The sequence below is a fragment of the Methylobacterium sp. C25 genome, from assembly GCF_021352225.1.
Taxonomy (GTDB): domain Bacteria; phylum Pseudomonadota; class Alphaproteobacteria; order Rhizobiales; family Beijerinckiaceae; genus Methylobacterium.
The window spans coordinates 123,940-147,910 of the sequence record NZ_JAAUVI010000005.1 but is presented as its reverse complement, the minus strand read 5'-3'; the positions used below and the strand labels follow the sequence as shown (position 1 = coordinate 147,910).

At 65.2% G+C, this 23,971-nt stretch carries 26 protein-coding genes and 1 tRNA gene; 16 read left to right on the top strand and 11 right to left on the bottom strand.

Going from position 1 to position 23,971, the window contains the following annotated elements:
• Positions 1 to 126: 126 nt before the first annotated feature.
• Positions 127 to 897 carry an HAD family hydrolase gene (locus tag HCU64_RS15290; RefSeq protein ID WP_325169981.1) on the bottom strand — a complete coding sequence of 257 codons (771 nt, stop codon included), beginning with the start codon at positions 895 to 897 and terminating at the stop codon, positions 127 to 129.
• Between the two features lie 259 nt (positions 898 to 1,156).
• Between HCU64_RS15290 and HCU64_RS15285 the strand changes: the two genes are divergently transcribed.
• From HCU64_RS15285 to HCU64_RS15275, 3 genes are read left to right on the top strand one after another with little or no spacing between them, the layout of a single operon-like run.
• A complete protein-coding gene (locus HCU64_RS15285) occupies positions 1,157 to 2,293 on the top strand; it encodes a glycosyltransferase (protein WP_233384916.1) in 1,137 nt (378 codons plus the stop codon).
• 3 nt (positions 2,294 to 2,296) lie between these two features.
• Positions 2,297 to 3,739 (top strand): hypothetical protein, encoded by a 1,443-nt coding sequence (locus HCU64_RS15280; protein WP_233384915.1) that lies wholly within the window; start codon positions 2,297 to 2,299, stop codon positions 3,737 to 3,739.
• A 34-nt stretch (positions 3,740 to 3,773) separates the two neighbouring features.
• Positions 3,774 to 5,015 (top strand): glycoside hydrolase family 16 protein, encoded by a 1,242-nt coding sequence (locus HCU64_RS15275; RefSeq protein WP_233384914.1) that lies wholly within the window; start codon positions 3,774 to 3,776, stop codon positions 5,013 to 5,015.
• Between the two features lie 67 nt (positions 5,016 to 5,082).
• Here HCU64_RS15275 and HCU64_RS15270 read toward each other — a convergent pair whose 3' ends face one another.
• Both HCU64_RS15270 and HCU64_RS15265 read right to left on the bottom strand, forming a co-directional pair.
• Positions 5,083 to 5,856 carry a class I SAM-dependent methyltransferase gene (locus HCU64_RS15270; RefSeq protein ID WP_233384913.1) on the bottom strand — a complete coding sequence of 258 codons (774 nt, stop codon included), beginning with the start codon at positions 5,854 to 5,856 and terminating at the stop codon, positions 5,083 to 5,085.
• Positions 5,857 to 6,262: 406 nt separating this feature from the next.
• Positions 6,263 to 6,352: transfer RNA gene (locus HCU64_RS15265), tRNA-Ser, on the bottom strand.
• 277 nt (positions 6,353 to 6,629) lie between these two features.
• On the opposite strand from HCU64_RS15265, the gene HCU64_RS15260 reads away from it, so the two are divergent.
• Both HCU64_RS15260 and HCU64_RS15255 read left to right on the top strand, forming a co-directional pair.
• Positions 6,630 to 6,842 carry a hypothetical protein gene (locus HCU64_RS15260; protein ID WP_233384912.1) on the top strand — a complete coding sequence of 71 codons (213 nt, stop codon included), beginning with the start codon at positions 6,630 to 6,632 and terminating at the stop codon, positions 6,840 to 6,842.
• A gap of 98 nt (positions 6,843 to 6,940) precedes the next feature.
• Positions 6,941 to 7,300: a hypothetical protein gene (locus HCU64_RS15255; protein ID WP_233384911.1), complete on the top strand. Its 360-nt coding sequence runs from the start codon at positions 6,941 to 6,943 to the stop codon at positions 7,298 to 7,300.
• 10 nt (positions 7,301 to 7,310) lie between these two features.
• Here the strand turns inward: HCU64_RS15255 and HCU64_RS15250 are convergent, their stop codons facing one another.
• The 3 genes from HCU64_RS15250 to HCU64_RS15240 form a co-directional block, all read right to left on the bottom strand.
• Positions 7,311 to 7,985 (bottom strand): MarC family protein, encoded by a 675-nt coding sequence (locus HCU64_RS15250; RefSeq protein ID WP_233384910.1) that lies wholly within the window; start codon positions 7,983 to 7,985, stop codon positions 7,311 to 7,313.
• 251 nt (positions 7,986 to 8,236) lie between these two features.
• The gene (locus HCU64_RS15245; RefSeq protein ID WP_233384909.1) at positions 8,237 to 9,580 is read right to left on the bottom strand and encodes a PQQ-dependent sugar dehydrogenase; all 1,344 of its coding nucleotides are present in this window, start codon (positions 9,578 to 9,580) and stop codon (positions 8,237 to 8,239) included.
• Between the two features lie 223 nt (positions 9,581 to 9,803).
• Positions 9,804 to 10,010, bottom strand: coding sequence for a hypothetical protein (locus HCU64_RS15240; protein WP_233384907.1), 207 nt, complete (start codon positions 10,008 to 10,010; stop codon positions 9,804 to 9,806).
• A 462-nt stretch (positions 10,011 to 10,472) separates the two neighbouring features.
• Here HCU64_RS15240 and HCU64_RS15235 point away from each other — a divergent pair, with 462 nt between their 5' ends.
• The 4 genes from HCU64_RS15235 (at position 10,473) to HCU64_RS15220 (ending at position 13,308) form a co-directional block, all read left to right on the top strand.
• Positions 10,473 to 11,207: a cell wall hydrolase gene (locus tag HCU64_RS15235; RefSeq protein ID WP_233384905.1), complete on the top strand. Its 735-nt coding sequence runs from the start codon at positions 10,473 to 10,475 to the stop codon at positions 11,205 to 11,207.
• A 197-nt stretch (positions 11,208 to 11,404) separates the two neighbouring features.
• Positions 11,405 to 12,412 (top strand): lipoyl synthase, encoded by a 1,008-nt coding sequence (gene lipA, locus HCU64_RS15230; protein WP_233385075.1) that lies wholly within the window; start codon positions 11,405 to 11,407, stop codon positions 12,410 to 12,412.
• Positions 12,412 to 12,873, top strand: coding sequence for a type II toxin-antitoxin system RatA family toxin (locus tag HCU64_RS15225; protein ID WP_233384903.1), 462 nt, complete (start codon positions 12,412 to 12,414; stop codon positions 12,871 to 12,873). The genes lipA and HCU64_RS15225 overlap by 1 nt, the downstream gene beginning before the upstream one ends.
• Positions 12,874 to 13,011: 138 nt before the next feature.
• Positions 13,012 to 13,308 carry a hypothetical protein gene (locus HCU64_RS15220; protein ID WP_233384901.1) on the top strand — a complete coding sequence of 99 codons (297 nt, stop codon included), beginning with the start codon at positions 13,012 to 13,014 and terminating at the stop codon, positions 13,306 to 13,308.
• 188 nt (positions 13,309 to 13,496) lie between these two features.
• On the opposite strand, the gene HCU64_RS15215 is transcribed toward HCU64_RS15220, so the two are convergent.
• The gene (locus tag HCU64_RS15215; RefSeq protein ID WP_233384900.1) at positions 13,497 to 13,742 is read right to left on the bottom strand and encodes a hypothetical protein; all 246 of its coding nucleotides are present in this window, start codon (positions 13,740 to 13,742) and stop codon (positions 13,497 to 13,499) included.
• 242 nt (positions 13,743 to 13,984) lie between these two features.
• Here HCU64_RS15215 and HCU64_RS15210 point away from each other — a divergent pair, with 242 nt between their 5' ends.
• Positions 13,985 to 14,131, top strand: a complete 147-nt coding sequence (locus HCU64_RS15210; protein ID WP_183507692.1) for a hypothetical protein — start codon at positions 13,985 to 13,987, stop codon at positions 14,129 to 14,131.
• Between the two features lie 18 nt (positions 14,132 to 14,149).
• Here the strand turns inward: HCU64_RS15210 and HCU64_RS15205 are convergent, their stop codons facing one another.
• Positions 14,150 to 14,386 (bottom strand): DUF6894 family protein, encoded by a 237-nt coding sequence (locus HCU64_RS15205; RefSeq protein WP_233384899.1) that lies wholly within the window; start codon positions 14,384 to 14,386, stop codon positions 14,150 to 14,152.
• A gap of 434 nt (positions 14,387 to 14,820) precedes the next feature.
• On the opposite strand from HCU64_RS15205, the gene HCU64_RS15200 reads away from it, so the two are divergent.
• Positions 14,821 to 15,651, top strand: coding sequence for a collagen-like protein (locus tag HCU64_RS15200; RefSeq protein WP_233385080.1), 831 nt, complete (start codon positions 14,821 to 14,823; stop codon positions 15,649 to 15,651).
• Between the two features lie 122 nt (positions 15,652 to 15,773).
• Here the strand turns inward: HCU64_RS15200 and HCU64_RS15195 are convergent, their stop codons facing one another.
• The gene (locus HCU64_RS15195) at positions 15,774 to 15,998 is read right to left on the bottom strand and encodes a hypothetical protein (protein WP_233384898.1); all 225 of its coding nucleotides are present in this window, start codon (positions 15,996 to 15,998) and stop codon (positions 15,774 to 15,776) included.
• Positions 15,999 to 16,389: 391 nt separating this feature from the next.
• Between HCU64_RS15195 and HCU64_RS15190 the strand changes: the two genes are divergently transcribed.
• Positions 16,390 to 16,818, top strand: coding sequence for a DUF1810 domain-containing protein (locus HCU64_RS15190; protein WP_233384897.1), 429 nt, complete (start codon positions 16,390 to 16,392; stop codon positions 16,816 to 16,818).
• Positions 16,819 to 16,852: 34 nt separating this feature from the next.
• Here the strand turns inward: HCU64_RS15190 and HCU64_RS15185 are convergent, their stop codons facing one another.
• Positions 16,853 to 18,235 (bottom strand): cytochrome P450, encoded by a 1,383-nt coding sequence (locus tag HCU64_RS15185; protein ID WP_233384896.1) that lies wholly within the window; start codon positions 18,233 to 18,235, stop codon positions 16,853 to 16,855.
• Positions 18,236 to 18,627: 392 nt separating this feature from the next.
• Between HCU64_RS15185 and HCU64_RS15180 the strand changes: the two genes are divergently transcribed.
• Genes HCU64_RS15180 through HCU64_RS15170 form a run of 3 tightly spaced genes read left to right on the top strand, consistent with a single transcriptional unit; the run spans position 18,628 to position 21,873 of the window.
• On the top strand, positions 18,628 to 19,113 hold the full coding sequence (locus HCU64_RS15180; protein ID WP_233384895.1) for a winged helix-turn-helix transcriptional regulator: 486 nt from the start codon (positions 18,628 to 18,630) through the stop codon (positions 19,111 to 19,113).
• Between the two features lie 19 nt (positions 19,114 to 19,132).
• Positions 19,133 to 20,299: an HlyD family secretion protein gene (locus tag HCU64_RS15175; RefSeq protein ID WP_233384893.1), complete on the top strand. Its 1,167-nt coding sequence runs from the start codon at positions 19,133 to 19,135 to the stop codon at positions 20,297 to 20,299.
• A complete protein-coding gene (locus tag HCU64_RS15170) occupies positions 20,296 to 21,873 on the top strand; it encodes a DHA2 family efflux MFS transporter permease subunit (protein WP_233384892.1) in 1,578 nt (525 codons plus the stop codon). Before HCU64_RS15175 ends, HCU64_RS15170 begins: the two co-directional genes overlap by 4 nt.
• Positions 21,874 to 21,891: 18 nt before the next feature.
• Here HCU64_RS15170 and HCU64_RS15165 read toward each other — a convergent pair whose 3' ends face one another.
• Complete coding sequence (locus HCU64_RS15165; RefSeq protein WP_325169980.1) at positions 21,892 to 22,497, bottom strand: winged helix-turn-helix transcriptional regulator; 606 nt, start codon at positions 22,495 to 22,497, stop codon at positions 21,892 to 21,894.
• Positions 22,498 to 22,543: 46 nt separating this feature from the next.
• Between HCU64_RS15165 and HCU64_RS15160 the strand changes: the two genes are divergently transcribed.
• Positions 22,544 to 23,932, top strand: a complete 1,389-nt coding sequence (locus tag HCU64_RS15160; RefSeq protein WP_233384891.1) for an NAD-dependent succinate-semialdehyde dehydrogenase — start codon at positions 22,544 to 22,546, stop codon at positions 23,930 to 23,932.
• Positions 23,933 to 23,971 lie beyond the last annotated feature (39 nt).

The window sequence follows — 23,971 nt, the reverse complement described above, 5'->3', positions numbered from 1 at the left end:
CGTCCGCCTCGGGGAAAAAGCGCAACGAGAGCCAGAGCCGCAGACTGAATTCGGCCAGGATCGGGCCGAGAACCTCTCGCCCGAACGCTTCCGAGTTGGGGGGGGATGAAGCCGTCGGAGACCCGCTCACGTGAGGGCTACCCCGCGGCCTGCCAGAAAACCGTTCCGATGCACCAGCAATTGTTCCAGTCGCGCACGCACGGCATCCGCTTTGCGCCGGATGCGGATGTGGCGAGGCCGGACGAGGTGAAGGGCTTTCAGACCGGCGGCGGAAGCCATTTCAACGTCGGCCAAGGCATCGTCGCCGACATGCACGACCTGATCTGCACGAACGCCTTCCGCGCGCAGCAGAGCGGGAAAGAGCGCACCGGACCGCTTCGTCGCGTTGAGGTCGGCGCTGGTATAGATCGTGGCGACCGGATGCCCCGGCGCCAGCGTATCGAGGAGATGCGCGATGGTCGCGCCCTCGTGATAAGTGTCGCTGGCCGCGATGACCCGACGACCCATTCGCGCCTGTTCGGCCAACCACGCCAAGAACGGTCGGTTCGGCCGTAGCTGCCGCCGCTCCACTGCGATCTCTGCCTCACACAGGATCGCGGCCCTTCGCCCCTCCAAGCCCAACATCGTCGCGGTCACGGCGACGAGATCGGTGAAGCGCACGTCGCCCTTCGGATTTGCGAGCTCGACAGCCCGGTAGGCTTGCTGCTGAACGCAGATTCGAGTGCGCCAGACGAGCCTCGGGTTGATCGCAACGCCGTGCTCGCCGCTCAAGCGCTGCGACGCGAGTTCGGCGATGGTTCGGAATCGGCTGCTCTCGGCCCTGTCGTCTCGATGGAGAAGCGTATCGAAGACGTCGCAGGAGATGGTGGTCGTGGTGTCCGAGACGCTTGCGAACATCTCATTCCTCTGACGACAGATCAGCTCTCAACACCGTAGCGACGGTAGCGAGATCTCGACGCCAGACTTCCCGATGGGCAGCCCATCGCGAAGACAGTGAAAATCGTGCCCAAGTCAGGGAAAATCCGACATCGGCAGGCGCGCGAACTGACTGACCGCAGTGAAGAGGCCCGGATAGCGTGGCGAAGCCGGATCTTAGCGGGAGCTATGCAGCAGCTGACGACAAAGACAGCCGAGTTCTGAAGGGAAGTGATCCAGAATGCGTGTTGCGATCATCCACTATTGGCTCGTCGGCATGAGAGGGGGCGAGAAGGTCGTCGAGGCGCTCTGCCGGATGTTTCCGGATGCCGATCTCTTCACGCATGTCTATCGCCCTGAAGCCGTCAGCGAGATCATCCGTTCGCGCCGAGTCGAGCAATCTTTCATCGGCTCGCTGCCTTTCCCGGCAAAACTCTACAAGAACTACCTTCCGTTGATGCCGATGGCGCTCGAGCAGCTCGACCTTCGCGGCTACGACCTGATCATCAGCAGCGAGTCAGGGCCTGCCAAGGGAATCGTCCCGCCGCCGAACTCGCTCCACATCTGCTACTGCCATTCGCCGATGCGGTACGTCTGGAACATGTACCACGACTATCGCCGCTCGACCGGCGTCATGAAACGGGCGCTGATGATGCCCGCCGCGCATTACGTGCGCTCTTGGGACGCGCTATCCGCCCAGCGCGTCGATCATTTCGTGGCGAATTCGCAGACGGTCGCACAGCGCATCGCGCGTTACTATCGGCGGGACGCCCAGGTCATTCCGCCGCCTGTGGCCGTCGAGGACTTCTACATCGATACGCAGGCCGGCAGGAGCGAAACCTACCTCATGGCCGGCGAACTCGTGGCCTACAAGCGGCCCGACCTTGCAGTCGAAGCCTTCAACGCGATGGGGCGCAAGCTGGTCGTCGTCGGCGGCGGCGAAATGCTGACCGAGATCCAACGCATCGCGGGCCCGACGATCACCGTTCTCGGACCGCAGCCCTTCGCGGAGTTGCGGCGGCTCTATGCCGAGTGCGCGGCCCTGATCTTCCCCGGAGAGGAGGACTTCGGGATCGTGCCCGTCGAGGCCATGGCGAGCGGGCGTCCCGTACTCGCCTATGGCCGCGGCGGCGCCACCGAGACCGTCGTCGACGGCGTCACCGGCCTGTTCTTTCACGAGCAGACCGTTGCGGCGATCATCGAGGGCGTCTCGCGCCTGGAACGTATGACGATCGACCCGCAGGCGATCCGGCGACTGTCGGAGCGCTTCGCCACGCCAGTTTTCGAGCGCAGGATGAGGGCGTTCATCGAGGCGAGCCTTTCAGATGTCGTCCCGCTGCGGCCTCGTCCGCCTGCTTTGGTCTCGGTCGGCACCTGAGAGATGACGTTCGAGTGGATCGGCCTCGTTGCGCTCGTCGTCGGGCTCCTCGGCCTCGTGCAGAGCCAACGCCTCGCGATCACGGCATGCGTCGTGTCGACCCTGCTCGGGGCCGCGGCCGCCTCCATTCTAACGGCGCTCGGGTCGGCAAACCTGCCACCCGCTCATGTGCTGCTCGGCTTCCTCGTCCTGATCGCTCTGCGCCGGCCTTTTGCCGGCCGGATATTGGAGGCTTATGCGTGGCCGCAGCCGGGCTTCTGGCTGCTTATGACCGGTCTCTATGCGACCCTGGCCGCAGTCTTCATGCCACGTCTTTTCGCTGGCACGAGCTACGTCTTCACGATCGCCCGCACTGATCTCGGGCCGGGCTTGTTGCTCACACAGCTCGCGCCTGTCAGCGGAAACCTGTCGCAGACCGCATACTTCATCGCCGATGTGCTCTGCTTCGGCGTCTTCTACGCGTTCGCGCGCGATGAGAAGAGCCACGGCTGGATCGTCCAGGCGATGATGATCTGCGGCTGCCTCAACATCGTGTTCGCAGCGCTCGACTACCTGACGTTCTTCACGGGGACTGCTGACTTACTGGCCTTCATGCGCAACGCCACCTATCGCATGCTCGACACGGCCGAGGTCGTAGGGTTCAAGCGCCTGGTTGGGTCGTTTCCCGAAGCGTCCGCCTTCGCCACCGCGACCCTCACCCTCTTCGCCTTCACCTTCACACTGTGGCTCGACGGCTACCGATCCCGAATCGTCGGTGTGCTCTCGCTGCTGCTGTTTCTTGCCCTCGTCGCGTCGACCTCGACGACGGCCTATGCGGGGCTCTCGGCCTATCTGGCGCTCGTCTACCTCGGTAGCCTCGGACGGCTCCTGTACGGCCGCGTCAGCCCAACGCGACTGGCGTTCCTCGCCGTCAGCCCGATCATCACCCTGATCCTCGTCGGAACGATAAACCTTCATGACACGCTGACGGCCAGCATCAGCGACATCCTGCAGCAACTGATCTTTATGAAGGGAAATACGGCCTCTGCAATGGAGCGGGCGAGCTGGAATAGTCAGGCCCTCGTCAACTTCTATGACAGCTATGGGCTTGGCGTCGGCCCGGGCAGCGCGCGCGCCTCGAACATCGTGATCGCCACCCTCGCGACGATCGGAGTCTTCGGGGCCTTCGCTTACGCGACATTCCTCGTCACCTGCCTCGTCGCACCGTGCTTCGAACGGGACCGGACTCGACGCACCGTACGCATGGCAGCCGCGTCGGCCTGCACGGCCCTGTTCATCAGCGGGTGCATCGCGGGCACGACCATCGATCTTGGGCTGATGTTCTTCATATGCGCCGCCTTGGCGGCCACTCCCGTCGACCTCCCTGCGCCGGGACCGGTCCGGCTGGCGGCGGCCCGGCCTCCCGTCGTTCCGGGGCGCGCTCACGGAGCCGCGGCCCCGGCCTGATCGACCTTCACAAACCGCCAAGGAAGGCAGTGGCATGCGCAATCGGCTGCGAAGCCTTCTTCTGCTGGGAGCTACGCTCCTCGCGGCCACCGTCGCGACCATTCCTGTGGCAGCCGGGGAGGATGTCGCGGAGGCCGGACCATACGCCCTGCAACTCACCTCACCAGGGCCAACGGGGACCGCGACCCACAATCAGCTTCTCGGCGCTCAAGCCTCTACCGTGGCGATCGACGATGATCGGATGCGAGTGCGGGCAGACAAAGTCGCGTTCGCGGGCATCGCAAAAGGTATGCGCAGCGTAGCGATCGTGGTGGGCGGCGTGTGGACCCTAGCCGTCCCCGACGCAGACCAGCGCTTCAAGGCGATCGTCGATCTCTCGAAGGCTGACAATGGCCCTCTGGTGGTCGACGTCTTCGCCTGGGATGCGCCGCCGGACGACCATTCGTTCAAAACCAACCTGAGCCTGCGGGTTCATCTCTTCGTCGAGGGAGGGGCAGACGGCTCCCCGTCCGTCGAGAGGCCGCTGGGGCACCCGGCTCATCGCCGGACTCTCGTCTGGAGCGAGAACTTCGACGCGCTGTCACCGAAGATCTGGCATGCGGGCCCGAAGCCGGACGGACAGGAATACAGTGCAGCAGCATTCCTCAGCTACAGTTCCACGGAACCGAGCCCTTACACCATCCGAGATGGCTTCCTCCGAATTCGGGCCAACTATCAACCTCAGCGAACCGATCCGGCCGGTTTCGGCCGCAAATGGACCACCGGCCACCTCTCGACGGGTTTTCCCGATGGTTCGACCAGCGCTGCCTTCCGCAAGGGGTATGCGGAGGTGCGGATGCTGCTTCCGGCCGGCCCGGGCTGCTGGCCCTCATTCTGGCTCCTGGACCAGGACAGTATCCGCAACAGTGCGAAGACAGGCGCCGTCGAGATCGACGTCATCGAAGCATACGGACACGCGACAACCTCCTACGTCGCGACCGAGCATGACTGGCCACCGCCTCCGGTGACCGCGCGTCACCCGATCGCGCAGAGGAACATCACGGGACTGCCGGACTATTCGCTGGGATTTCACGATTACGGTGTCGAAACCACCGATGACGAGGTGATCTTTTACTTCGATGGCGCAGAAAAATTTCGCGCGCCCCTGTATCGAGCCGTCAGCCAGTCACCGTTCTTTATGATGCTGACGCTGGCGATCAGTCAGGACTGGCCGGTCGCGGTGCCACCGTCCGGATATTACGATCTCTGGATCGATCAGGTTCGGGTTTACCGGTAGCGCCTGCCGGTCTCGATCACCGCGAAGGGTCGGAACATCGATCGAAGTTCACAGACCGACGCATTCGTCACTTGCGCGCGACGATATAGGCGTAGCTGGCGAAGATGCGCCAATCCCGCCGCTCGACCCAGCGATCGAAGGCACTGGCGAGGTGCTTCAGAACCGGGACGGCTGGAAAGTAGGGCGTCCCGAAGAACGGAACGACGCAGACCTCGCGGAACCCGATCCGGGTGAGCATCGGCGCGAGGGCGGTCTCGCTCGCTCGGCAAGCTTGGTAGAAGGCGGGAAACTTTGGGATCTCGTCCGGGTTTCGCGACCGATCGATCAGGCGCAGCACCCGGCTCGTGAGGGCTTCCGGCATCGCCCTATTGATGACGAAGGGCGGCGAGAACAACGTCGGCACGAAGGCAAAGCCGATCCCGCCGGGCGCCAACAGTGTGTGGACGTTCGACCAGGCTTTTTCTGCGTCGCGCACGTGCTCGAAGACCATCCGCGAAAAGATCAGGTCGTACACACCGCGTTCGACACCAGAGCCGTCGAGATCGGCCGCGATATCGAGCACGAGCCGTCCGAACTCGCCGGGGGCATGGCTCAATTCCTCCGCATCCAAGTCGTTGACGGTCAGATCGAACCCAAGCCGCTTGGAATCCGCTACAGTGAAGAACGGGTGGCGACCGCCTCCGATCTCCAACACACGGCGAACCTTCGCCTCCGCGATCACACGTTCGAGGCTGGGCTTGAGGCTGGTCCAGGCATCCTCCGCGCGCGGAACGATTTCGTCGGCTCCGAGGCAGTTGCGAAGCGATCGAGGCGCGACCCACGTCTCAGACCCGTCACTCAAGATTGATCCCGAGCCCACCGCCATCAGTCTCTCCACTCGATGAAATCGCGCGGACTCGACGCTATTGACGACAATCGCCTCCGGATACTGAGGAAAAACCTGACTCGGCGCGACCGACATCGGACCTATTTGCCAGTTGCAACTTGCGAGCGGCTCCCCCCTGCTTCGCGAGTGTAGAGGCGGGCTGACGCCAAGCCGCTTCTGGATAACGGTCTGTCAGGCCTGCTTGGTCATGGAGCGGCAGAAGAGGCGGTGGGCCAGTCCCAGCTGAACTGCTACGCGATGCGACGCGCCCGCAGCCGGTCGAGCACTTGTTCGAAACGATCAAGGGCCGGATGAAGGCAGCCCTCCTTCAAACACGCCAGCCCATTTCACCGTGGCAACTGCGGTTAGCTGGTACACCAAATGGCGGAGAGGGAGGGATTCGAACCCCCGATGGGCTTGCACCCATGCCGCATTTCGAGTGCGGTGCATTCAACCGCTCTGCCACCTCTCCAATCCTGGCCGCCGAGCGGGCACGCTGGGCTCGAACACGCCCATGCCGGGATCGCGCCGGCCCATGGGGCTCAGCGAGGGCCGGGTGATAGCGGAGGGGATCGGCTCTGGCAAGGCGAACCTGAGCCACACCTGCGCCGCTTATCACTGACCATCGCCATGAACAGGATTCGAGGGGCCTGCAGCGCCATCCACAGGCTTTGATGGGTCGAATTAACCCCTCGTTAACCGCGCGGGATTGTTCTGGATCCGTTCTCAACGCGAGTCGGAGAGGGACCATGACCGAAGCCATGATGCGCAGCTGCGCTGCCACAGTCGCGAGCCCGGTGGAGGAGATCGCCCAGGCCTATCTCAGCACCGCTCAAGGGGACGCCTCGCTCGCCCTGCGCCGCGCGATCACCGACGCGCTATCCGACCTGCTCGAGGCCGAGCGGCGCACGCGCGAGACCGGGCGGATGATCTCGCGCGGCTATGTGCGCCGGCCCGGATAGAAGGGCGTCCCAGCCCTGAGAAGCGGCGCACGAAACAGGCGCCGCCTCGACACGTTGATCTCCTGAGCGAGCCCGAAAAAGCTCGATCAGGAGACACCATGAGACCGATGTTTTCGGCCGCCGCCGCGCTGCCTCTGCTGGTCGCACCGGCGCTCGCACAAAGCCTGCCCTCCGATCCGACCGCGATCAGCCTCGGCGGATTGCAGACAAACCCGCCGGGCACGGCGAACACGCTCGCCAATCCCGGGCAATTGTCTCTCGGGGGCTCGGCAGGCGGTGGATCGGGCGGGGCACGGATCGCGGGTTCGGCCGCCAATGCCGGCCAGCTCGATGTCAGCCGCACCAATGGCACCGGCGAGGCGCCGTCCAGCGGGGGCGCCGGCATCGCGTCGGGCTCGGCCGCGACGTCGCAGACAGACGACACATACCTCTACCCGCTCTACGGCAAGCATTTCTGACGCGTGGCGATCAGGTGTTGGGGGTGAAGGTGCCCACCGCACGCAAAGCCTCGGTGACACCGCTCATCGTGATCTGAACGCCGACGCAGAGCAGGATGAAGGCTGCGAGCCGGGCAATCACCCGGATGCGCGATTTGCCGAGCAGGTTGGTGATCCAGTCGGCCCAACTGTAGGTGAAGCCGATCGCCGCCGCGATCGCGAGCGCCGCGACGGACGTGCCTGTGGCGAACGCGGCGAATTCGGCGCCGCCCGTCGGCCGGTTCGAACCGAGCGCTATCGCCACGGCAATAGAACCGGGCCCCGTGGTCAGCGGCAGGGTGAGCGGGAAGAATGCGATGTCGTCCTGGCCGCGCGCATCCTCAGCCTGGGCCTGCTTCTTGTCCTCGTTCCGCTCCGGCGCGTTGAGGAGGTGCCAACCGCTCGCCGCCACGACGAGGCCCCCGGCTACCCGGAGCGCCGGGATCGAGACGCCGAAAAAATCGACGACATAGGCGCCGATCCAGAGCGACGCGAGCAGCACGATCGCCGAATAGACCATGACGCGCCGGGCGAGCACCGTCCGGTCGGCATGCGTCCGGTCGCCGGTGATCTGCGCGAAGATCAGCGCGCCGCCGAGCGGGTTCACGATGGAGAACAGCGCCGAGGCCGCCGCCAGGAAGCTTTTCGCGGCTTCGATCCACCACATGGTGATGATCCGGTTGGTTGGGTGGCATCAGGTAGAGGAGAGGGGCGGGGAGTTGCAAGAAGCGGGGGCCTGTCGCACCCCAGCACCCCGTCATCCGGGGCGCTTGAAGAGGCCCCGTAATTCCCCCCTGATCCGAAAGTGCATGAACCGCGTAACAACGCAGCCCGGCACGGGGTCCTCAGTCAGGAGATCGGAATTCCGTTACGCGAATCTGGAATGACGCGCGGCAAGCGCCCCAGCGGAGGGAGCGCTCACATCCCCTGCGCCCCCGTCACCCGCCACACCGTCTTCCCGACATCATCCGTCACCAGCAGCGCGCCGGTCTTGTCGAGCGTGACGCCCACCGGGCGGCCCTGCGCCTTTTCGCCGGCGTTGAGGAAGCCGGTCAGCACGTCCATCGGCTTGCCGGAGGGCTTGCCGTTCTCGAAGGGGACGTAGATCACCTTGTAGCCGCTCTTCGGGCGGCGGTTCCAAGAGCCGTGCTGGGCGACGAAGAGGCCGCTCTTCCAGGCCTGGGGCAGGGAGGAGCCCATTGAGAAGGCGATGCCGAGCGAGGCCGTGTGGGTGCCCACCGCATAGTCCGGCGCGATCGACTTCGAGACCTTGTCCGGGTTCGGCGGCTGCACGCGGCTGTCGGTGTTGTTGCCCCAGTAGGCCCAGGGCCAGCCGTAGAAGGCGCCCTCCTGAACATGTGTGATGTAGTCGGGCACGAGATCGCTGCCGATCTCGTCGCGCTCGTTGACTACGGCCCAGAGGGCACCGGTTTGCGGCTCGAGGGCGAGGCCGTTCGGATTGCGGATGCCTGTGGCGTATTCATGAAAATCCTTGGAAGCGATGTCGTAGACCCAGATCGCCGCGCGGCCCTTTTCCTTGTCGAGGCCGTTCTCGCCGACATTCGAGTTCGAGCCGACGGTGACGTAGAGCTTCTTGCCGTTGGCGCTGGCGATGACGTTCTTGGTCCAGTGGTGGTTGATGCCCGACGGCAGGTCGACGACCTTCTCCGGCATCGCGGTGATCTCTGTCTGGCCCTCCTGGTAAGGCACCTTCACCAGTGCGTCGGCATTGGCGACGTAGAGGTCGCCGCCGACCAGCGCCATGCCGAAGGGCGAGGTCAGGCCCTTGAGGAAGTCGTAGCGCTCCTCGGCGACGCCGTCGCCGTCCTTGTCGCGCAGCAGGGTGATTTTGTTCGGGCTCGGCACGCCGGCGCCGGCCATGGCCTTGACGTGGTCGGCCACCCAATCGGCGATGCCGGTGGAAGGATCGTCAGTCTTCGGCTTGTTGGTCTCGGCCACGAGCACATCGCCGTTTGGCAGCGTTACGACCCAGCGCGGATGGGTGAGGCCGGTGGCGAAGGCTTGGACCGCCAGGCCCTGGGCTGGCGTCGGCTTGGCGCCGTTCTGCCAGCCGACGACGGTGGCGATGTTCACCGTCGGCATCACGGTGCCGTTGGGCGGCGGCAGGGTCGGGCTGGCACCGATGCCGGCCGAGTAATCGAGCGTGGCCTGCTCGGGATACATGATGAATTTGAAGAAGGAGATACCGCCCACGAGCACCAAGGCGAGGGCCGCAAGGCCGACTTTCGATCCTGTCCGCATGGGGATGTGCGCTCTACTGCTGGCGTGCGGCTCGACGACGGGCGCCGCTGACGGCCTTCAACGCTGGGACAGTGGATCGGTTCGCCGGGGAGGGGATTTCGCGTTTCGGGCTCCCCGGCTTCGGCATGCTGAGCAAGCCGAAGCCGCGCAGGGCCGAATTGCCGACCTTCCCGAGCACGACTTTATGTGCCGGGCGCGGTCCCATTGAGAACGGGGAGGCGCCTCAAGCTGCGACGGCTTCCGCTTCCGGCTCTGTCTTCGTCTCCTCGGCGCCGGGGTGGCGGCGGCTGGAGTAATAAAGGCCAATGGCGTTCCAGAACGCTTCGCGGACGTCCGGCGCGAACTTTTCGAGGCAAGTCTCCAGCGCGGCACGGCCGAGTTCGGAGGCTTCGTTCAATGCAGCGTCGATCGGCGTGGCGAGATCGGACATGGGCTGGCCTTTCGCGGTGCAATATCGCGATAGTCAACGCCCAAGCTGAAAGTTCGATCCCGACCGTTGATCGGAGTCGCGACCCGATCGCTCAAGCTCCGCCGCCAAGCCGAGCTTAAACTGCAGTTGGTGGAAATCGGTGCGTTGGCGCACACGGCCTGTTGTCCATTCTGGCCGAAATCCGTCCCGCCGGACCGATTCCGTGACCTGGCATGGGCCCTTGCACGGGGAAGACAACCCCTTTGGACGCAGGCGTGGCACTGAAGTCACAGGCGCCAAAGAAGCGTGGCTATTCCCGCGATAGGGTTTCTGAAACCCTTTACGCCTAAGCTTCGGCTAACGATCCTGGGGCTCGACGGCAGAGTCGTTCCCTGAAGCCTCCTTCATCGACGTCGACCCGATCCAAACGTCGAAGGAAGTGGCCCCAGCGAACGCCTTGGCAAAACGCTACGAGGAACTCGCATGCGCCGGAACCAGAGCAGCCTGATCGGCAGCCTTCTCCTCGTCAGCCTTGCAGGCTCTGGACTGGGCGGCTGCGGGGTGCTCCCCACCGGCGAGATGACCACCGGTTCCATCCAGACGGCGCAGAACGCCAAGATCGTCCAGACACCGACCCGCGCCGACCGCGAATGCCTCGCCCGCGCGATGTATTTCGAATCGAACCGCACGGACGAGGACGGCATGCTCGCCGTCGGCACGGTGGTCATGAACCGCCTCGACAACCCGAAATATCCGGGCAGCGTCTGCGAGGTGGTTGGCCAGAAGCGGCAATTCGCTAACGGCGTGCTCACCAAGCCGGTGCGCGAACAGGATCGCCCCCGCATCGAAAAGGTCGCCGACCTGATCCTCGCCGGCGAGCGCCACAAGGAAGTCGGCGCGGCGATGCACTTCCATACCGCCGGCTACCACTTCTCGTACACGAACATGCACTATGTCGCGCTGGCCGGCGGCAACCAGTTCTATGAGAAGACCGATCGCGAGGGCTATCTTCCGGCGGTGCTGCCGCATGCCGTAGTCCAGACGGCCTCCGGCAAGCTCGTGCCGATCCAGATGGCCGCTCTCGCCGACGCGCCCGACGCCTTCGCCACCGGCGCGCCACGTCCGCGCATGCCATCGATCCAGGCGACGCAGGTGGCCTACGGCCTGAGCCTGCCTCATGGCGTGCCGACCCGGTACAGCTCCGCTCCCGCTCAATGATCGCCGGGGCCTGAGCCCCACTGCTCGGGACCGGCCATGAGCATGGCCACGAGCAGCCCATGAGCATGCCGTCCTCGCGATGGTTGCATCCCGTGTGTATCGGCTGGACGCAGCACTCATCGTTTGCGACGAGCGTTCCCGCGTCCTAGATCATGGCTCGGGCACCGCAGGCCCGCGTCCTCCAGTACCAGACCCTCATGGCCGTCGTCCTCGACCTCCTAAACAACGATAGCCGGCCCAAGGCCGCAGGCACCGTCGCGCGCCCGCGTCATCCCGAGAAGGCGCACCGACCGGACAATCCGATCCAGAGGAAGCCTGACTGGATCCGCGTTCGCGCCCCCGGCTCGAAAGCCTGGGCCGAGACGAACAAGATCGTGCGCGAGAACGGCCTCGTCACGGTCTGCGAGGAGGCGGGTTGCCCAAATATCGGCGAGTGCTGGGAGAAGCGGCACGCCACCTTCATGATCATGGGTGACACCTGCACGCGAGCCTGCTCGTTCTGCAACGTGCGTACCGGCCTCCCACAGGGGCTCGATCAAGCGGAGCCCGATAAGGTCGCCGACGCGGTGGCCAAACTCGGTCTGCACCACGTCGTCGTGACTTCGGTCGATCGTGACGACCTCGCCGACGGGGGGGCCGAGCATTTTTCGCGGACCATCGCGTCGATCCGAAGGGCCAGCCCGAACACCACGATCGAGATTCTCACGCCTGATTTCCTCAGAAAACCCGGGGCCTTGGAACGCGTCGTTGAGGCGAAGCCCGACGTGTTCAACCACAATCTCGAGACGGTGCCGGGCAAGTACGTGACCGTTCGCCCGGGCGCCCGCTACTTCCACTCGGTGCATCTGCTGCAACGGGTGAAGGAGCTCGATCCGACGATCTTCACCAAGTCCGGCATCATGGTCGGCCTCGGCGAGGAGCGGAACGAAGTCGTGCAGTTGATGGACGACCTGCGCACGGCCGACGTCGATTTCCTCACGATCGGCCAATACCTCCAGCCGACCTCCAAGCATCATGCCGTGATCCGCTTCGTGCCGCCGGACGAGTTCAAGAGCCTGGAGAGCACCGCCTATTCCAAGGGCTTCCTGCTGGTCTCGGCGACCCCGTTGACGCGCTCCTCGCACCATGCGGGTGAGGATTTTGCCCGGCTCAAGGCGGCCCGCCTCGCCAAGCTCGGCGTCAACCGCGAAGCGGCAATCGCCTGATGCCGTCGTTCCGCATCACCCGCCACGTCCGGCACACGCCGCAGCAGATGTACGACCTCGTTGCCGACATCGAGCGCTATCCGGAGTTCCTGCCGCTCTGTGAGTCTCTGCGCGTTCTGCGTCGCCAGGAAGCCGTCAACGGCAATCCAGTGCTGATTGCGGAGATGGGCGTCGGCTACAAGGCGATACGCGAGCGCTTCACGACCCGCGTCGGCCTCGACCGACCAAACCTGAAGATCACAGCCGAGTATATCGACGGCCCATTCAAGCATCTCGAAAACCGTTGGGCCTTCAAGGAAGCGGCGGATGGCGGCTGCAACGTCGAGTTCTTCATCACCTACGAGTTCAAGAGCTTCGCCCTCGGCCTGGTCATGGGCAAGATGTTCGACAAAGCCTTTCGCAAGTTCACCGATGCCTTCGAGAGCCGGGCAAACCTCGTCTACGGTAACGCGATCGCCTAACCGCAGCAGATCGCCTGTGTGCATCTGAGCGAGACCGTTCTGGCGGACAAAGCTCGACCCCGTTGCAGAGAGCGTTTTTCGCAGGCAAGTCAGAGCTGAGCGCGATTCAGTCCGGATCGCCGGAACGAGCCTCTTCCGATGCGCGTCGCAGTTTCGATTCTCTGTCTCGCTCTCTCCGCGGCGACGGCAATCGCGCAGCCACGGCCCTACACGCCTGCCCTGACCTGTTCGGCAGTGAAGGGCATCGTTGCGCGGCAGGGCGCGGTCGTTCTCGCAACGAGCGCGCACGCCTATGAGCTGGTCTTCGTCGACAGCGGCGCCTGTCAGGGCGAGGTCACGGCGGTCCCGGCCTTCGAGCCAGCTCTCGACGATCCGAACTGCTTCGCCGGATACCGTTGCCAGCAGCGCAACAACGGCAATACCAGCGGAAAATAACCCCGAGACGCATTCGTTCCCGTTCCGGGACGACCGGCTTAGCTGCGGATTGAACGGCGACTAACCGCTTGCTGCCAAGGTGTGCCCGAGCCGCGTTGCGTATCGGCTCCGTCGTGCAGGCACGACACGCCCCGCCGCTCTGCGTTTCGTTCCGAGCGGCGGGGCTGCCAAGGCAGCCTCATTTCCCATCAATGCTTGATCAGGCTCTCGACGCTCTCGTTCGGGCCGATCTTGCCGGCGAAGCGCGCGAGCTTGGTCAGGCTCGATTCGCCCAATCCGCCAGCATTGGCGAAGGTGGCGAGCGCCATGCTGACGAGGAACTCGGATTCCTCCTGCGTCATCGCACGGCCACTTAAGGTGCTGGCCGCGCCCTTTACGGCGAGGACCGCTTGACGAAACGCCGGATCGCTCTTGAGCTCTTCAAGACGCTTCATCGTACTCCCTGCCTTCGCTGATCGGCCGCCGGCTGCCGTGGCTCATCGCTGCGCAATGCGCAACTGCACAACGGTGTTCCCGCAAAGCAACGGTGTCGACGATTTGCGGTGAAGACGGGTTTCGACGCCTCCGCTGCCATGCCTCGCCACGGACTCGACGCAAAGCACCCGTACCCGACGGAGACCGCTCGAATGTTTCGAGACTCTGCAAAGCTGGGCCGGAGAGAGCGGCCTGAGGTATCGTGGTCATGTATCCTGTGGTCGCCGTATTGCTGCTCGCCGTGATGATCGCGATCATCGGCAGCCTCCCGACGACGGGCCCTTGGGGCTTCGCCGCGATCGCGATCATCGTGGCCGCTTTGCTCGTTCCTTGGACCCAGGCCGAATAAGCCTCTGGTGCGACTGCGTTATTCGATCGCTTCCATCGCGAGCGACAGCCGCGAGCGCAGGATGAACGCGCCACTCTCGTCCCGGACTGCGGCAACGAAATCTTCGCGCTCCAGATCGGGCGAGAGGTCGCGCAGGATCGTCGTCATGATCCGCAGAAGCTTGTGACGGACCGCGTCGATATCCGGCAGGTCGAACCCCTCGGTATCGCGCACATGTTCGGTGCCGGTATGCAGGTCGATGAAAAAGCGGGGCACGGATATCCGGTTCTACGTGGGAATTGTACCCACGATCCTAGTGCTTACGTAACGGATGCGGAAGCGGGAAGATCGCGCATGTCGTCGAAAAAAGCGAGTGCGGGATCGAAGTCCTCGTCAGGTAAAACAGCACAAGCGCGCTGCCCCGTCTTGCCATCGACAATCTACGACTTGGACTTGACATTGGAGACTCAATGCTCGGCTGAGTTGCGACTGTAGAACCCGGTTGCGCCGGCGGCGTCGGTGATGCTCCGGGTCGTCGCCGATGTCGGGCACAGTGATCACGTGCATCATGACGCCAGTGATGATCCGAAACAGCGAGCGCCCGGAACGGCCGCGGTCCATAAGCTTGCGGTGTGCAGTTTTCCGATACGGCTTTCGGAACGGCCGGGAAAACGTCAAGCTGTCGCCTGCGTCGAACAGCCGGAAGCCTCATGTCGATCGGCCGATCACCCTGGCTCGTCTTTCCAGGCTTGGCCCTGGTGCTCGGCGCCGTGCCGGCCCGGGCAGAGATCGAGATCCAGGCGGCGAAGATCACGGCGGGCGAGCTCTGGGTACTCGGCTCGGCCGGCGAGCCCGATGCGGAGATCACCCTCGACGGCGGGTTCGCACGCCGCACCGATGCCAAGGGCAATTTCGAGTTCCGGGTCGTCCATCATCCGGCGACCTGCATCGTCACCCTGCGTACGGAACGCCAGGAGCGGCAGGCCGTGGTCGCCGAATGCGGCCAGCAGGGTCCGCCGGGACCGCAGGGGCCGATCGGCGCAACGGTGACTTCCGTCATCCCGGGGCCGCCCGGCCTGCCGGGCGAGACGGGGCCGCCCGGCGAAGCCGGTCCAGCCGGGCCGCAAGGCGAGCGCGGCGAGGCTGGCCCGGGCGGGCCGCCGGGCGCCGATGGTCGGAATGGCGCGGATGGCGCGCCCGGCGCTCCGGGAGAAAAGGGCGAGCCCGGCCCAGCCGGGCCACCGGGAGAGGTGGGCGGCCCGGGCAGCGCTGGCCCTCAAGGTCCGCCCGGACCGGCGGGTGAGCCCGGTCCTAGCGGAACGCCGGGACCCGCCGGACATCCGGGACCTGCCGGACCTCCTGGTCCTGCCGGAAGGCCCGGCCCCGCCGGCCCACGCGGTCCTGCCGGCACCCCGGGGGCGGCCGCGAAGTCGCAGGCCCGCGCACCGAGAGCCGCGCCCGACACCGTCACCGCGGCACCGCGCGGCGCGCGCCCCGCGCCGCCGCCCGAGGAGGATCCAGATCCTGACGTCGTCCGGTAGCGATCGTAGCAGGCCATCTCGTCGAACGAGGCCTCGCCTCGCATCGCGCCATGCACGGTCAGGGGAGGGGCCGCGGAAGACGCGAGGCCGGTCCAGCCGGTTCCGTCCGAACCGGATTTCGATCAGTTCGTCCGACGGCCAGAGGCCCGCATGCGCGGCGAATCAGGGGAGGCCTTCAGACGACGGCCGCCGACCGTGCGGGCGCTGCTCGTCGTGGGCGGACCACCGGAGAGATGCGCGACGACGAGGTCCGCAGTCTCATCGGAGAGGTTGGAGATGATCAGGCCCTCGCCCGCGAAGACCGTGCAACGCCCGTCGAATGCGCGGTGCTTGCGAATGTCGGACATGACGCCTCCCAGGGAACGGCTCATGACATCACAACGTCCGACGCGCGCCAAGGGTTACGGCACCCGGTGCGATCCGAGGTCGCGTCCGGACGCGACCTCGCTCACCGAACCAGCGCGAGCAATCCAATGGTGACCGCGAAGGCGATCGATAGCGCACCTGACCCGAGCAACGTCATGTCGATTACCCAATCGCCTTTGGCCTCGATCCATTTCCCGGACATGGCTACTCTCCCTCTCTGCGCAAGAGTTCTGACTCCGCTCTATTGCCCGGCTGTGTCTAACCCCCGTTGCCAGACGGATTTTCTTGTTTCCGAGAGGTAACCGTCATGCGCCGGCGGGGACCTGGCGCGGCATCCGCGGAGTTGGTCTCTCGTGAACCGCTGGAACGCCCATGGCCGACCCCTATGACCTCGACCGTTTCATCGAGGCTCAGACCACGACCTTCGATCAGGCGCTCCGGGAACTCGCCGCGGGCCGCAAGCGCAGCCACTGGATGTGGTTCGTCTTCCCGCAGTGCTCCGGCCTCGGCGCGAGCGAGATGGCGCGACGCTACGCAATCGGCGGCCTCGAGGAGGCGCGCGCCTACCTGCAGCACCCCGTCCTGGGCAACCGCCTGCGAGCCTGCACGGCGGCCGTCAACGCCGTGAGTGGCCGCACGGCGCACGACATTTTCGGATCGCCGGACGACATGAAATTCCGCTCCAGCATGACCCTGTTCTCGCGCGCGGACCCGAGCCTTCCGGAGTTCGGCGAAGCACTCACCGCCTATTTCAACGGCGAGGAAGACCCGCGCACCATCGAGATCCTCTCGCGCGGCTGAGCGCGAGCCAAGCGAGTGGCTGCAATCGTCGCCCTCAGGATCTCGCTTCGAGTTTCACCCACACGCCGCCCTTGGGCCGAAGCGTGATCGAGGGGAACGGCTTCGGCGCCCGATCCGACTGACCGACGAACCGGAACCGTCGCAGCAGTGTCGCCAATACGGCCGTCGCCTCCATCAGGGCGAACCGGTTGCCTATGCAAATGCGTGGACCGCCACCAAACGGCAGATAGGCAAAGCGCGGCAATCGCTGCGCCAGGCCATCCTCCCAGCGCTGCGGGCGGAAGGTCAACGGCTCATCGAAGTACCGGGCATCACGGTGAAGGATCCAAGGTAACGTGAAGATCGGTGTTTTCGCTTTGACCCGATAGCCGCCGATCTCACAGTCGCGTGCGGCTTCGCGGCTCAACCCCCACGCGGGCGGATAGAGGCGCATACTTTCGGTGATCACATGACTGCAGCGATGTAGACGTGGAATGTAGTCCGTTGGCTCTGCTCCCTGTTTCGCTTCGCGCTGTGCTTCAGTCGCGGCATACGCGTCGATCTCAGGATGCTGCCCGAGCAGATAGATCGACCAAGAGAGTGCCAGCGCCGTCGTTTCGTGACCGGCCAATAGAAAGGTGATGACCTCGTCTCGCAGCTGACGATCAGACATTTTCGACCCGTCTTCGTCGCGCGCGTGAATGAGATGACTCAGGAGGTCGTTCGTCTCGATCGGCGAGGCCCGGCGCTCCGATATGATCCGCTCGACGATGGCGTTGAGGCGCGTCAGGCCACGGCGATATCGGAGGTGGCCGGGCAGCGGCACGGCATCGGGAATCAGGATCGGACGTTTGATGCGTGCCGCAATCTCCTCCATGACGTCGTCGAGCGCCGCGTCCACCTCCGCTACGTCGTCATCGACCTGGGTGCCAAACAGCGCCTGCGCCGTGATTTTGAGCGTGAGGCCCATCATGTCGGCGTGGATGTCTCGCACCTCGCCACTTTGCCATGAGCTGACCATCTGCTCACTGGCGAGCACGATGGCCCGAGCGTAGTGGGAGAGCGCGAGCGGCGTGAACGCCGGAGCCGCGAGGCGGCGCTGTCGCTGCCAGAAGGCGCCCTCGCTGCTCAGCAAACCATCGCCGAAGACAGCCCTCACTTGCCGCCAGAAATGCTCTGCCTTTGGGAACGCCTTGTGTTCCTTGACGAAAATGCGCTCGATCTCCGACGGATCGTTCAGGAGGAACGATGTCTGGGGGCCGAATCTGAACGCAACGAAGTCGCCGTACTGGGTCACACAGCCTTCGAAAAACGCGATTGGATCTCGGGCGAAGTCGAACAGACTGCCGACGAGCGGCAACCCCTTCGGACCGGGCGCTGCACGCCCTGAAGGTGGCAGATGCCCAGCTAAACTGGCTGACCCTGCAAGGCTCGGCATGACGCGATCCCCAGTCAGGAACTCGTGAACTCATCCGTTTCGATTTCGCCCTCTGTGTCAAGTTATCGCTCAAGTCTAAAGCAATTGTTTGAAGCTTGGCTATTTGCGAAATCTAAACAGTCATATCTTCAGAAGCGTCATTCGTGCGCGATGACTTTATATCGCACGCCCTATCTGGTTGAATCGAAGCGGATTTTTGATTGTCTCTGCGCAGCGAGCCTACCGGCTGGATTCAGTGCGCCAACCGAACGGACTGCGCTTGGCATCGATCACAGCGCTGAGCCGTTTCCGGCCGCCAAGCCGTCCTTCCCCGCGGCCCAAGCTCGCCAATCGATCGTCCGTGTGCGCAAAGTCACTTGCTTCATGCAAGCAAGTCGGATGTAACTATCATCATGCAACGCACATCCTTCGACCAGATGCCGTGTCCCGTCGCCCGTTCCCTCGAAGAGGTCGGCGAGTGGTGGAGCATCCTCATCCTGCGGGACGCCTATTACGGGCTGACGCGCTTCGACCAATTCGCGCAGAGCCTCGGCATCGCGCCCAACATGCTGACGCGCCGCCTCAAGGGGCTGTGCGAGGCCGGGCTGCTGGAACGGCGGCTCTACCAGGAGCGGCCGCCCCGCCACGAATACGTCCTCACCGACAAGGGGCGCGACTTCCGCCCCGTCCTTTGGACGCTCTTTGCCTGGGGCAACCGGCATCTGGCACCAGAAGGAGAGAGCGTCGTCCTGACCGATCCCGAGACCGGCGATGCCATCGAGCCGATGGTGGTCGATGCCCGCACCGGCCGCCCCCTCGCCAAGGGCGTGCGCGTCGTCGCCGGTCCGGCCGCGACACCGGGCCTGCGCCGCCGCTTCGAGCCGAAGACGGCGATCTGATCGACAGGGGCACGGAACGATGAGCGGCACCGCAACTGTCGACGCACTGATGGAGACGTCGGCTCCGACCCAGGAGAAGGCCTCGCGCAAGCGGCCCTCCATCAAGCGCCTTGCCTTGATCGGCATCGCGCTCATCGCCGTCATCGGCGGGAGCATCTACGGTCGCTACTGGTGGGAGACCGGCCGCTTCCTCGAGAGCACGGACGACGCCTATGTCGGCGGCGACGTCACCGTCATCGCGCCGCGCGTCTCCGGCTTCGTCTCGGAGGTCCTCGTCACCGACAACCAGCGCGTCCGCTCCGGCGACCTGCTCATCCGCATCGACGACCGCGATTACCGCGCGGCCCTCGCCAAGGCTGAAGCCGCCGTGGCCGCCCAGGAGGCGACGCTCCTCAACCTCGACGCCAACCGCCATCTGCAGGAGGCGGTGATCGCACAGGCTAAGGCAGACCTTGCGGCGGCGAGCGCCGAGGCGGCCCGTACCCGCTTCGACTACACCCGCTACCGCCAGCTCTCGGCCAATCAATACGCATCCGAGCAGCGCTTCCAGCAAGCGGATGCCGACGACAAGAAGGCCTCGGCCGCCGTGGACAAGTCCAAGGCGAACCTCGAAGCCGCCGAGCGGCGCATCGCCGTCATCGACACGCAGAAGCGGCAGGCCGAGGCTGCTCGCGATCAGGCGAGGGCCGAGCGCGAAACCGCCCGGATCAACCTCGGCTACACCGAGATCCGCGCGCCGATCGACGGTCTCGTCGGCAACCGCAGCGCCCGCACCGGCTCCTACGCCATGCCGGGGGTGAGCTTGGTTGCGCTGGTGCCGGCCGACGGCCTCTGGGTCGATGCGAACTTCAAGGAAAGCCAGCTCGCGCAGATGAAGCCGGGCCAGAGCGCGAACATCGTCGCCGACGTGCTGCCTGACGAGGTTTTCACCGGCCATGTCGAGAGCCTGGCGCCGGCCACCGGCGCGCAGTTCAGCGTGCTGCCACCCGAGAACGCCACCGGCAACTTCACCAAGATCGTGCAGCGCGTGCCGGTGCGCATTCGCCTGGACGGGGAGGGTGGTCGGCTCGGAAAGCTGCGCCCCGGCCTCTCGGTCACGGCCTCGGTCGATCGCCGCGGCGGCAACCCGGAACCGGATTTCCCGGCCAAGCGCGACGGGGAGCTGGTCGGCCAGCTCGACCGATGACCACCGCCGCGCCGGCCAAGCGCGAGCTCTCCGACTCCCAGAAGGTCTTTGCCTTCGCGGTGATGTGCGTCGGCTTCTTCATCGCGCTGCTCGACATCCAGATCGTCTCGGCCTCCCTGCGCGATATCGGTGGGGGCCTCTCGGCGAGCCCGGACGAAGTGGCCTGGGTGCAGACGAGCTACCTCATCGCCGAGATCATCGTGATCCCGCTCTCGGGCTTCCTCGCCCGGGTGATGTCGACCCGCTGGCTGTTCTGCGTCTCGGCAGCAGGCTTCACGGCGACCTCGCTGCTCTGCGGCTGGGCCTGGGACATCCAGAGCATGATCGCCTTCCGGGCGCTGCAGGGTTTCCTCGGCGGCTCGATGATCCCGACCGTGTTCACCACGGCCTTCGCCTTCTTCCCCGGCAAGAAGATCCAGCTCGCAGCGGCAACCATCGGCGCGCTGTCCTCGCTGGCGCCGACGCTCGGACCCACGGTCGGCGGCTGGATCACCGACAACTATTCCTGGCACTGGCTGTTCTTCGTGAACCTCGTGCCGGGCGTGTTCATCGCCATTGTCGTGCCGATCATGGTGCGCGTCGACGAGCCCGACCTGTCGCTCCTCAAGACCACCGACTGGCTCGGCATCGTGCTGATGGCGGCCTGTCTCGGCTGCCTCGAATACACCCTGGAAGAAGGCCCGCGCTGGAACTGGACCGAGGACCCGACCATCCGCACCACGGCCTGGATCTCAGTGCTCACCGGGATCGGCTTCATCTGGCGCAGCCTCACCTACGCGCATCCGATCGTCGACCTAACGGCGCTGAAGAGCCGCAACTTCGCGCTCGGCTGCCTGTTCTCCTTCATCACCGGCATCGGCATCTTCGCGACGATCTACCTGACGCCGCTCTTCCTCGGCCGCGTGCGCGGCTTCTCGGCTCTGCAGATCGGCCTCGCCGTGTTCTCGACCGGCGTGTTCCAGGTGATGGCGATCCCGGTCTACGCGATCCTCGCCAAGCGCATCGACCTGCGCTGGCTGATGATGTTCGGGCTCGGCCTGTTCGGCCTGAGCATGTGGAACTTCACGCCGATCACCCATGACTGGGGTTCGACCGAATTGCTCTGGCCGCAGGCCATGCGTGGCTTCGCCCAGCAATTCGCGGTGGCGCCGACCGTGACGCTGACGCTCGGCGGCCTCGCCCCGAACAAGCTCAAGCTCGCCTCGGGCCTGTTCAACCTGATGCGCAACCTCGGCGGTGCCATCGGCATCGCCGCCTGCGCGACGATCCTCAACGATCGCACCAACCTGCATTTCCTGCGGCTCGCCGAACATCTCAACACGACGAACGCGACGATGCTCGCGACGATGCGTGGAATCGAGAGCCGGACGACGGGGGTCTTCTCGGGCGATGCCGACCACGGCCACGCTGCCGCCGTGAAGCAGCTCTGGTCGCTCGCCTACCGAGAAGCGCAGACCATGACCTATGCCGACGCCTTCGTCGCCATCACGATCTGCTTCGTGTTCGCCACGGCGCTCGTGCCGCTGATGCGCAAGGTCGGGCCGCCGAAGGGCCCCAGCGCCGATGCCCATTGATGGCGCATCGGCAGGCCATCATGCCGTGCCGGGCCTCGGCGCCGGCATGAATTCTCGCGCGCCGACCACGCGACCGTCCTCGCCCTTCACCTCCAGTCGCGCGAGCGGCTTGCCGGTCACCGCGTCGAACATCGTGCGGCTGAGCGCGACTTCGTCCGAACAGTCGGCCTCGCCCCATTGCCAAAGGGCGATCAGCACGACGTACAGACGCTCGCCCTTCTCGGTCAGGACGTAGCGGCTCCTCCCGGAAGACGGCTCGTCCTCCTCGATCCTCAGGATGCCTTCGTCGACGAGCTTCTTGAGCCGCGCCGAGAGGATGTTCTTCGCGATCCCGAGGCTCTTGTGGAACTCGTTGAAGCGCTGAACCCCGCGGAACGCCTCGCGCACGATCAGCAGAGACCACCAGTCGCCAATGACGCCCAGCGAGCGGGCGATGCCGCAATCGGCATCGGTGAAGTCGGTCTTCTTTCCTTTCATCGGAACGGGTGCCGCAGCCTGCAAGAAATCGGTTGCAAATCTAAACCGCTCGGGTTTAGGTGTCAAAGGTTGCAAAGTTAAACCACATGGCGGCTGCATTCTGCCGCGCTCGTCGATCTTGCGACCGCACGCGGCCGCGCCGTCCAAGACCCATGCAGGCCGGGCCGCTCCGATCTTTCTCGAGGAGAGTTCGATGACCTATCAGACTGTGAACCCGGCTACCGGACAGGTGGTCGAGACCTTCGCGGCGATCAGCGATCGCGACCTGGACCGCGTGCTCGCCACGGCGCACGACACGTTCCGGAATGACTGGCGCAAGCGCAGCGTCGCGGAGCGGGCCAAGGTCATGGCCAAGGCCGCCGCGATCCTGCGCGAGCGGATCGACGAATATACCGGCTACCTGGTTCTGGAGGTCGGCAAGCGGGCCATGGAGGCCCATGCCGAGATCGACCTCGCCGCCGGCATCCTCGAATATTATGCCGCACGCGCCGAGGGCTTTCTGAAGCCCAAACCCGTCGCGGATGTCCCGAACGCCGAAGTCCAGATCGACCCGATCGGCGTGCTGCTGGCGATCGAGCCCTGGAACTTCCCGTATTACCAGGTCGCTCGCGTGGTCGGCCCGCAGCTCATGGCCGGCAACGTGGTGCTGCTCAAGCACGCCGAGAGCGTACCGCAATCGGCGCTCGCCTTCGCCCGGCTGTTCGAGGAGGCCGGCGCGCCCGAGGGCGTCTACACCAACATCTTCGCCACCATCGAGCAGGCCGGCCGGCTGATCGACGATCCGCGCGTCCGCGGCGTCACCCTGACCGGCAGCGAGCGCGCCGGCTCATCCGTCGCCGAGCGCGCTGGACGCAACCTCAAGAAGGCGGTGCTCGAGCTCGGCGGCAGCGACCCGCTCATCGTGCTGGAGGACGCGCCCCTCGAATGGGCGATCGGCAGCGCCATGGTCGGGCGCCTGTTCAATTGCGGGCAGTGCTGCGTCGCCTCGAAGCGCATCATCGTGGTCGGCAAGGAGCGCGGACAGGCCTTCCTCGGCGGCTTCAGCCAGGCGATGGCCTCACTGAAGGCCGGCGATCCGGCCGACGGTGAGACCGGGATCGGTCCGCTCTCCTCGGAGCGGCAGCTCAACCTGCTCGTCGACCAGATCCACCGTGCCAAGGACGGCGGAGCCAAGGTCGCGGTGGGCGGCCACCGCATCGACCGCGCCGGCTTCTACCTGGAACCAACGGTGCTCACCGACATCTCGCCCGAGAACCCCGTCTACCGCGAGGAGCTGTTCGGCCCCGTGGCGCAGTTCTTCGTCGTCGAGGACGAAAACGAGGCGATCCGGCTCGCCAACGACACGGCCTATGGCCTCGGAGCCTCGGTCTTCACGGCGGATACGGCGCGCGGCGCCCGCATCGCCGCACAGATCGACAGCGGCATGGTCTTCGTGAATCGCCCCTTCGGCACCACGCCGCAATTGCCCTTCGGCGGCGCCAAGAATTCCGGCTTCGGCCGTGAATTGTCGGAGGCCGGCATCGAGGAGTTCGTGAACAAGAAGCTCGTCCACGTCGATCCGGTCGGCACCGCGCCGTTCTAAGGCCGGAGCGGGCGCCGCATCGGCGGACAGCGGGATTCG

Bases quoted from the DNA above. Each gene is read 5' to 3' on its own strand.
- HCU64_RS15290 (WP_325169981.1), bottom strand. From the start codon at position 897: ATGTTCGCAAGCGTCTCGGACACCACGACCACCATCTCCTGCGACGTC.
- HCU64_RS15285 (WP_233384916.1), top strand. From the start codon at position 1,157: ATGCGTGTTGCGATCATCCACTATTGGCTCGTCGGCATGAGAGGGGGC.
- HCU64_RS15280 (WP_233384915.1), top strand. From the start codon at position 2,297: ATGACGTTCGAGTGGATCGGCCTCGTTGCGCTCGTCGTCGGGCTCCTC.
- HCU64_RS15275 (WP_233384914.1), top strand. From the start codon at position 3,774: ATGCGCAATCGGCTGCGAAGCCTTCTTCTGCTGGGAGCTACGCTCCTC.
- HCU64_RS15260 (WP_233384912.1), top strand. From the start codon at position 6,630: ATGACCGAAGCCATGATGCGCAGCTGCGCTGCCACAGTCGCGAGCCCG.
- HCU64_RS15255 (WP_233384911.1), top strand. From the start codon at position 6,941: ATGAGACCGATGTTTTCGGCCGCCGCCGCGCTGCCTCTGCTGGTCGCA.
- HCU64_RS15250 (WP_233384910.1), bottom strand. From the start codon at position 7,985: ATGTGGTGGATCGAAGCCGCGAAAAGCTTCCTGGCGGCGGCCTCGGCG.
- HCU64_RS15245 (WP_233384909.1), bottom strand. From the start codon at position 9,580: ATGCGGACAGGATCGAAAGTCGGCCTTGCGGCCCTCGCCTTGGTGCTC.
- HCU64_RS15240 (WP_233384907.1), bottom strand. From the start codon at position 10,010: ATGTCCGATCTCGCCACGCCGATCGACGCTGCATTGAACGAAGCCTCC.
- HCU64_RS15235 (WP_233384905.1), top strand. From the start codon at position 10,473: ATGCGCCGGAACCAGAGCAGCCTGATCGGCAGCCTTCTCCTCGTCAGC.
- lipA (WP_233385075.1), top strand. From the start codon at position 11,405: ATGGCCGTCGTCCTCGACCTCCTAAACAACGATAGCCGGCCCAAGGCC.
- HCU64_RS15225 (WP_233384903.1), top strand. From the start codon at position 12,412: ATGCCGTCGTTCCGCATCACCCGCCACGTCCGGCACACGCCGCAGCAG.
- HCU64_RS15220 (WP_233384901.1), top strand. From the start codon at position 13,012: ATGCGCGTCGCAGTTTCGATTCTCTGTCTCGCTCTCTCCGCGGCGACG.
- HCU64_RS15215 (WP_233384900.1), bottom strand. From the start codon at position 13,742: ATGAAGCGTCTTGAAGAGCTCAAGAGCGATCCGGCGTTTCGTCAAGCG.
- HCU64_RS15200 (WP_233385080.1), top strand. From the start codon at position 14,821: ATGTCGATCGGCCGATCACCCTGGCTCGTCTTTCCAGGCTTGGCCCTG.
- HCU64_RS15195 (WP_233384898.1), bottom strand. From the start codon at position 15,998: ATGTCCGACATTCGCAAGCACCGCGCATTCGACGGGCGTTGCACGGTC.
- HCU64_RS15190 (WP_233384897.1), top strand. From the start codon at position 16,390: ATGGCCGACCCCTATGACCTCGACCGTTTCATCGAGGCTCAGACCACG.
- HCU64_RS15185 (WP_233384896.1), bottom strand. From the start codon at position 18,235: ATGCCGAGCCTTGCAGGGTCAGCCAGTTTAGCTGGGCATCTGCCACCT.
- HCU64_RS15180 (WP_233384895.1), top strand. From the start codon at position 18,628: ATGCAACGCACATCCTTCGACCAGATGCCGTGTCCCGTCGCCCGTTCC.
- HCU64_RS15175 (WP_233384893.1), top strand. From the start codon at position 19,133: ATGAGCGGCACCGCAACTGTCGACGCACTGATGGAGACGTCGGCTCCG.
- HCU64_RS15170 (WP_233384892.1), top strand. From the start codon at position 20,296: ATGACCACCGCCGCGCCGGCCAAGCGCGAGCTCTCCGACTCCCAGAAG.
- HCU64_RS15160 (WP_233384891.1), top strand. From the start codon at position 22,544: ATGACCTATCAGACTGTGAACCCGGCTACCGGACAGGTGGTCGAGACC.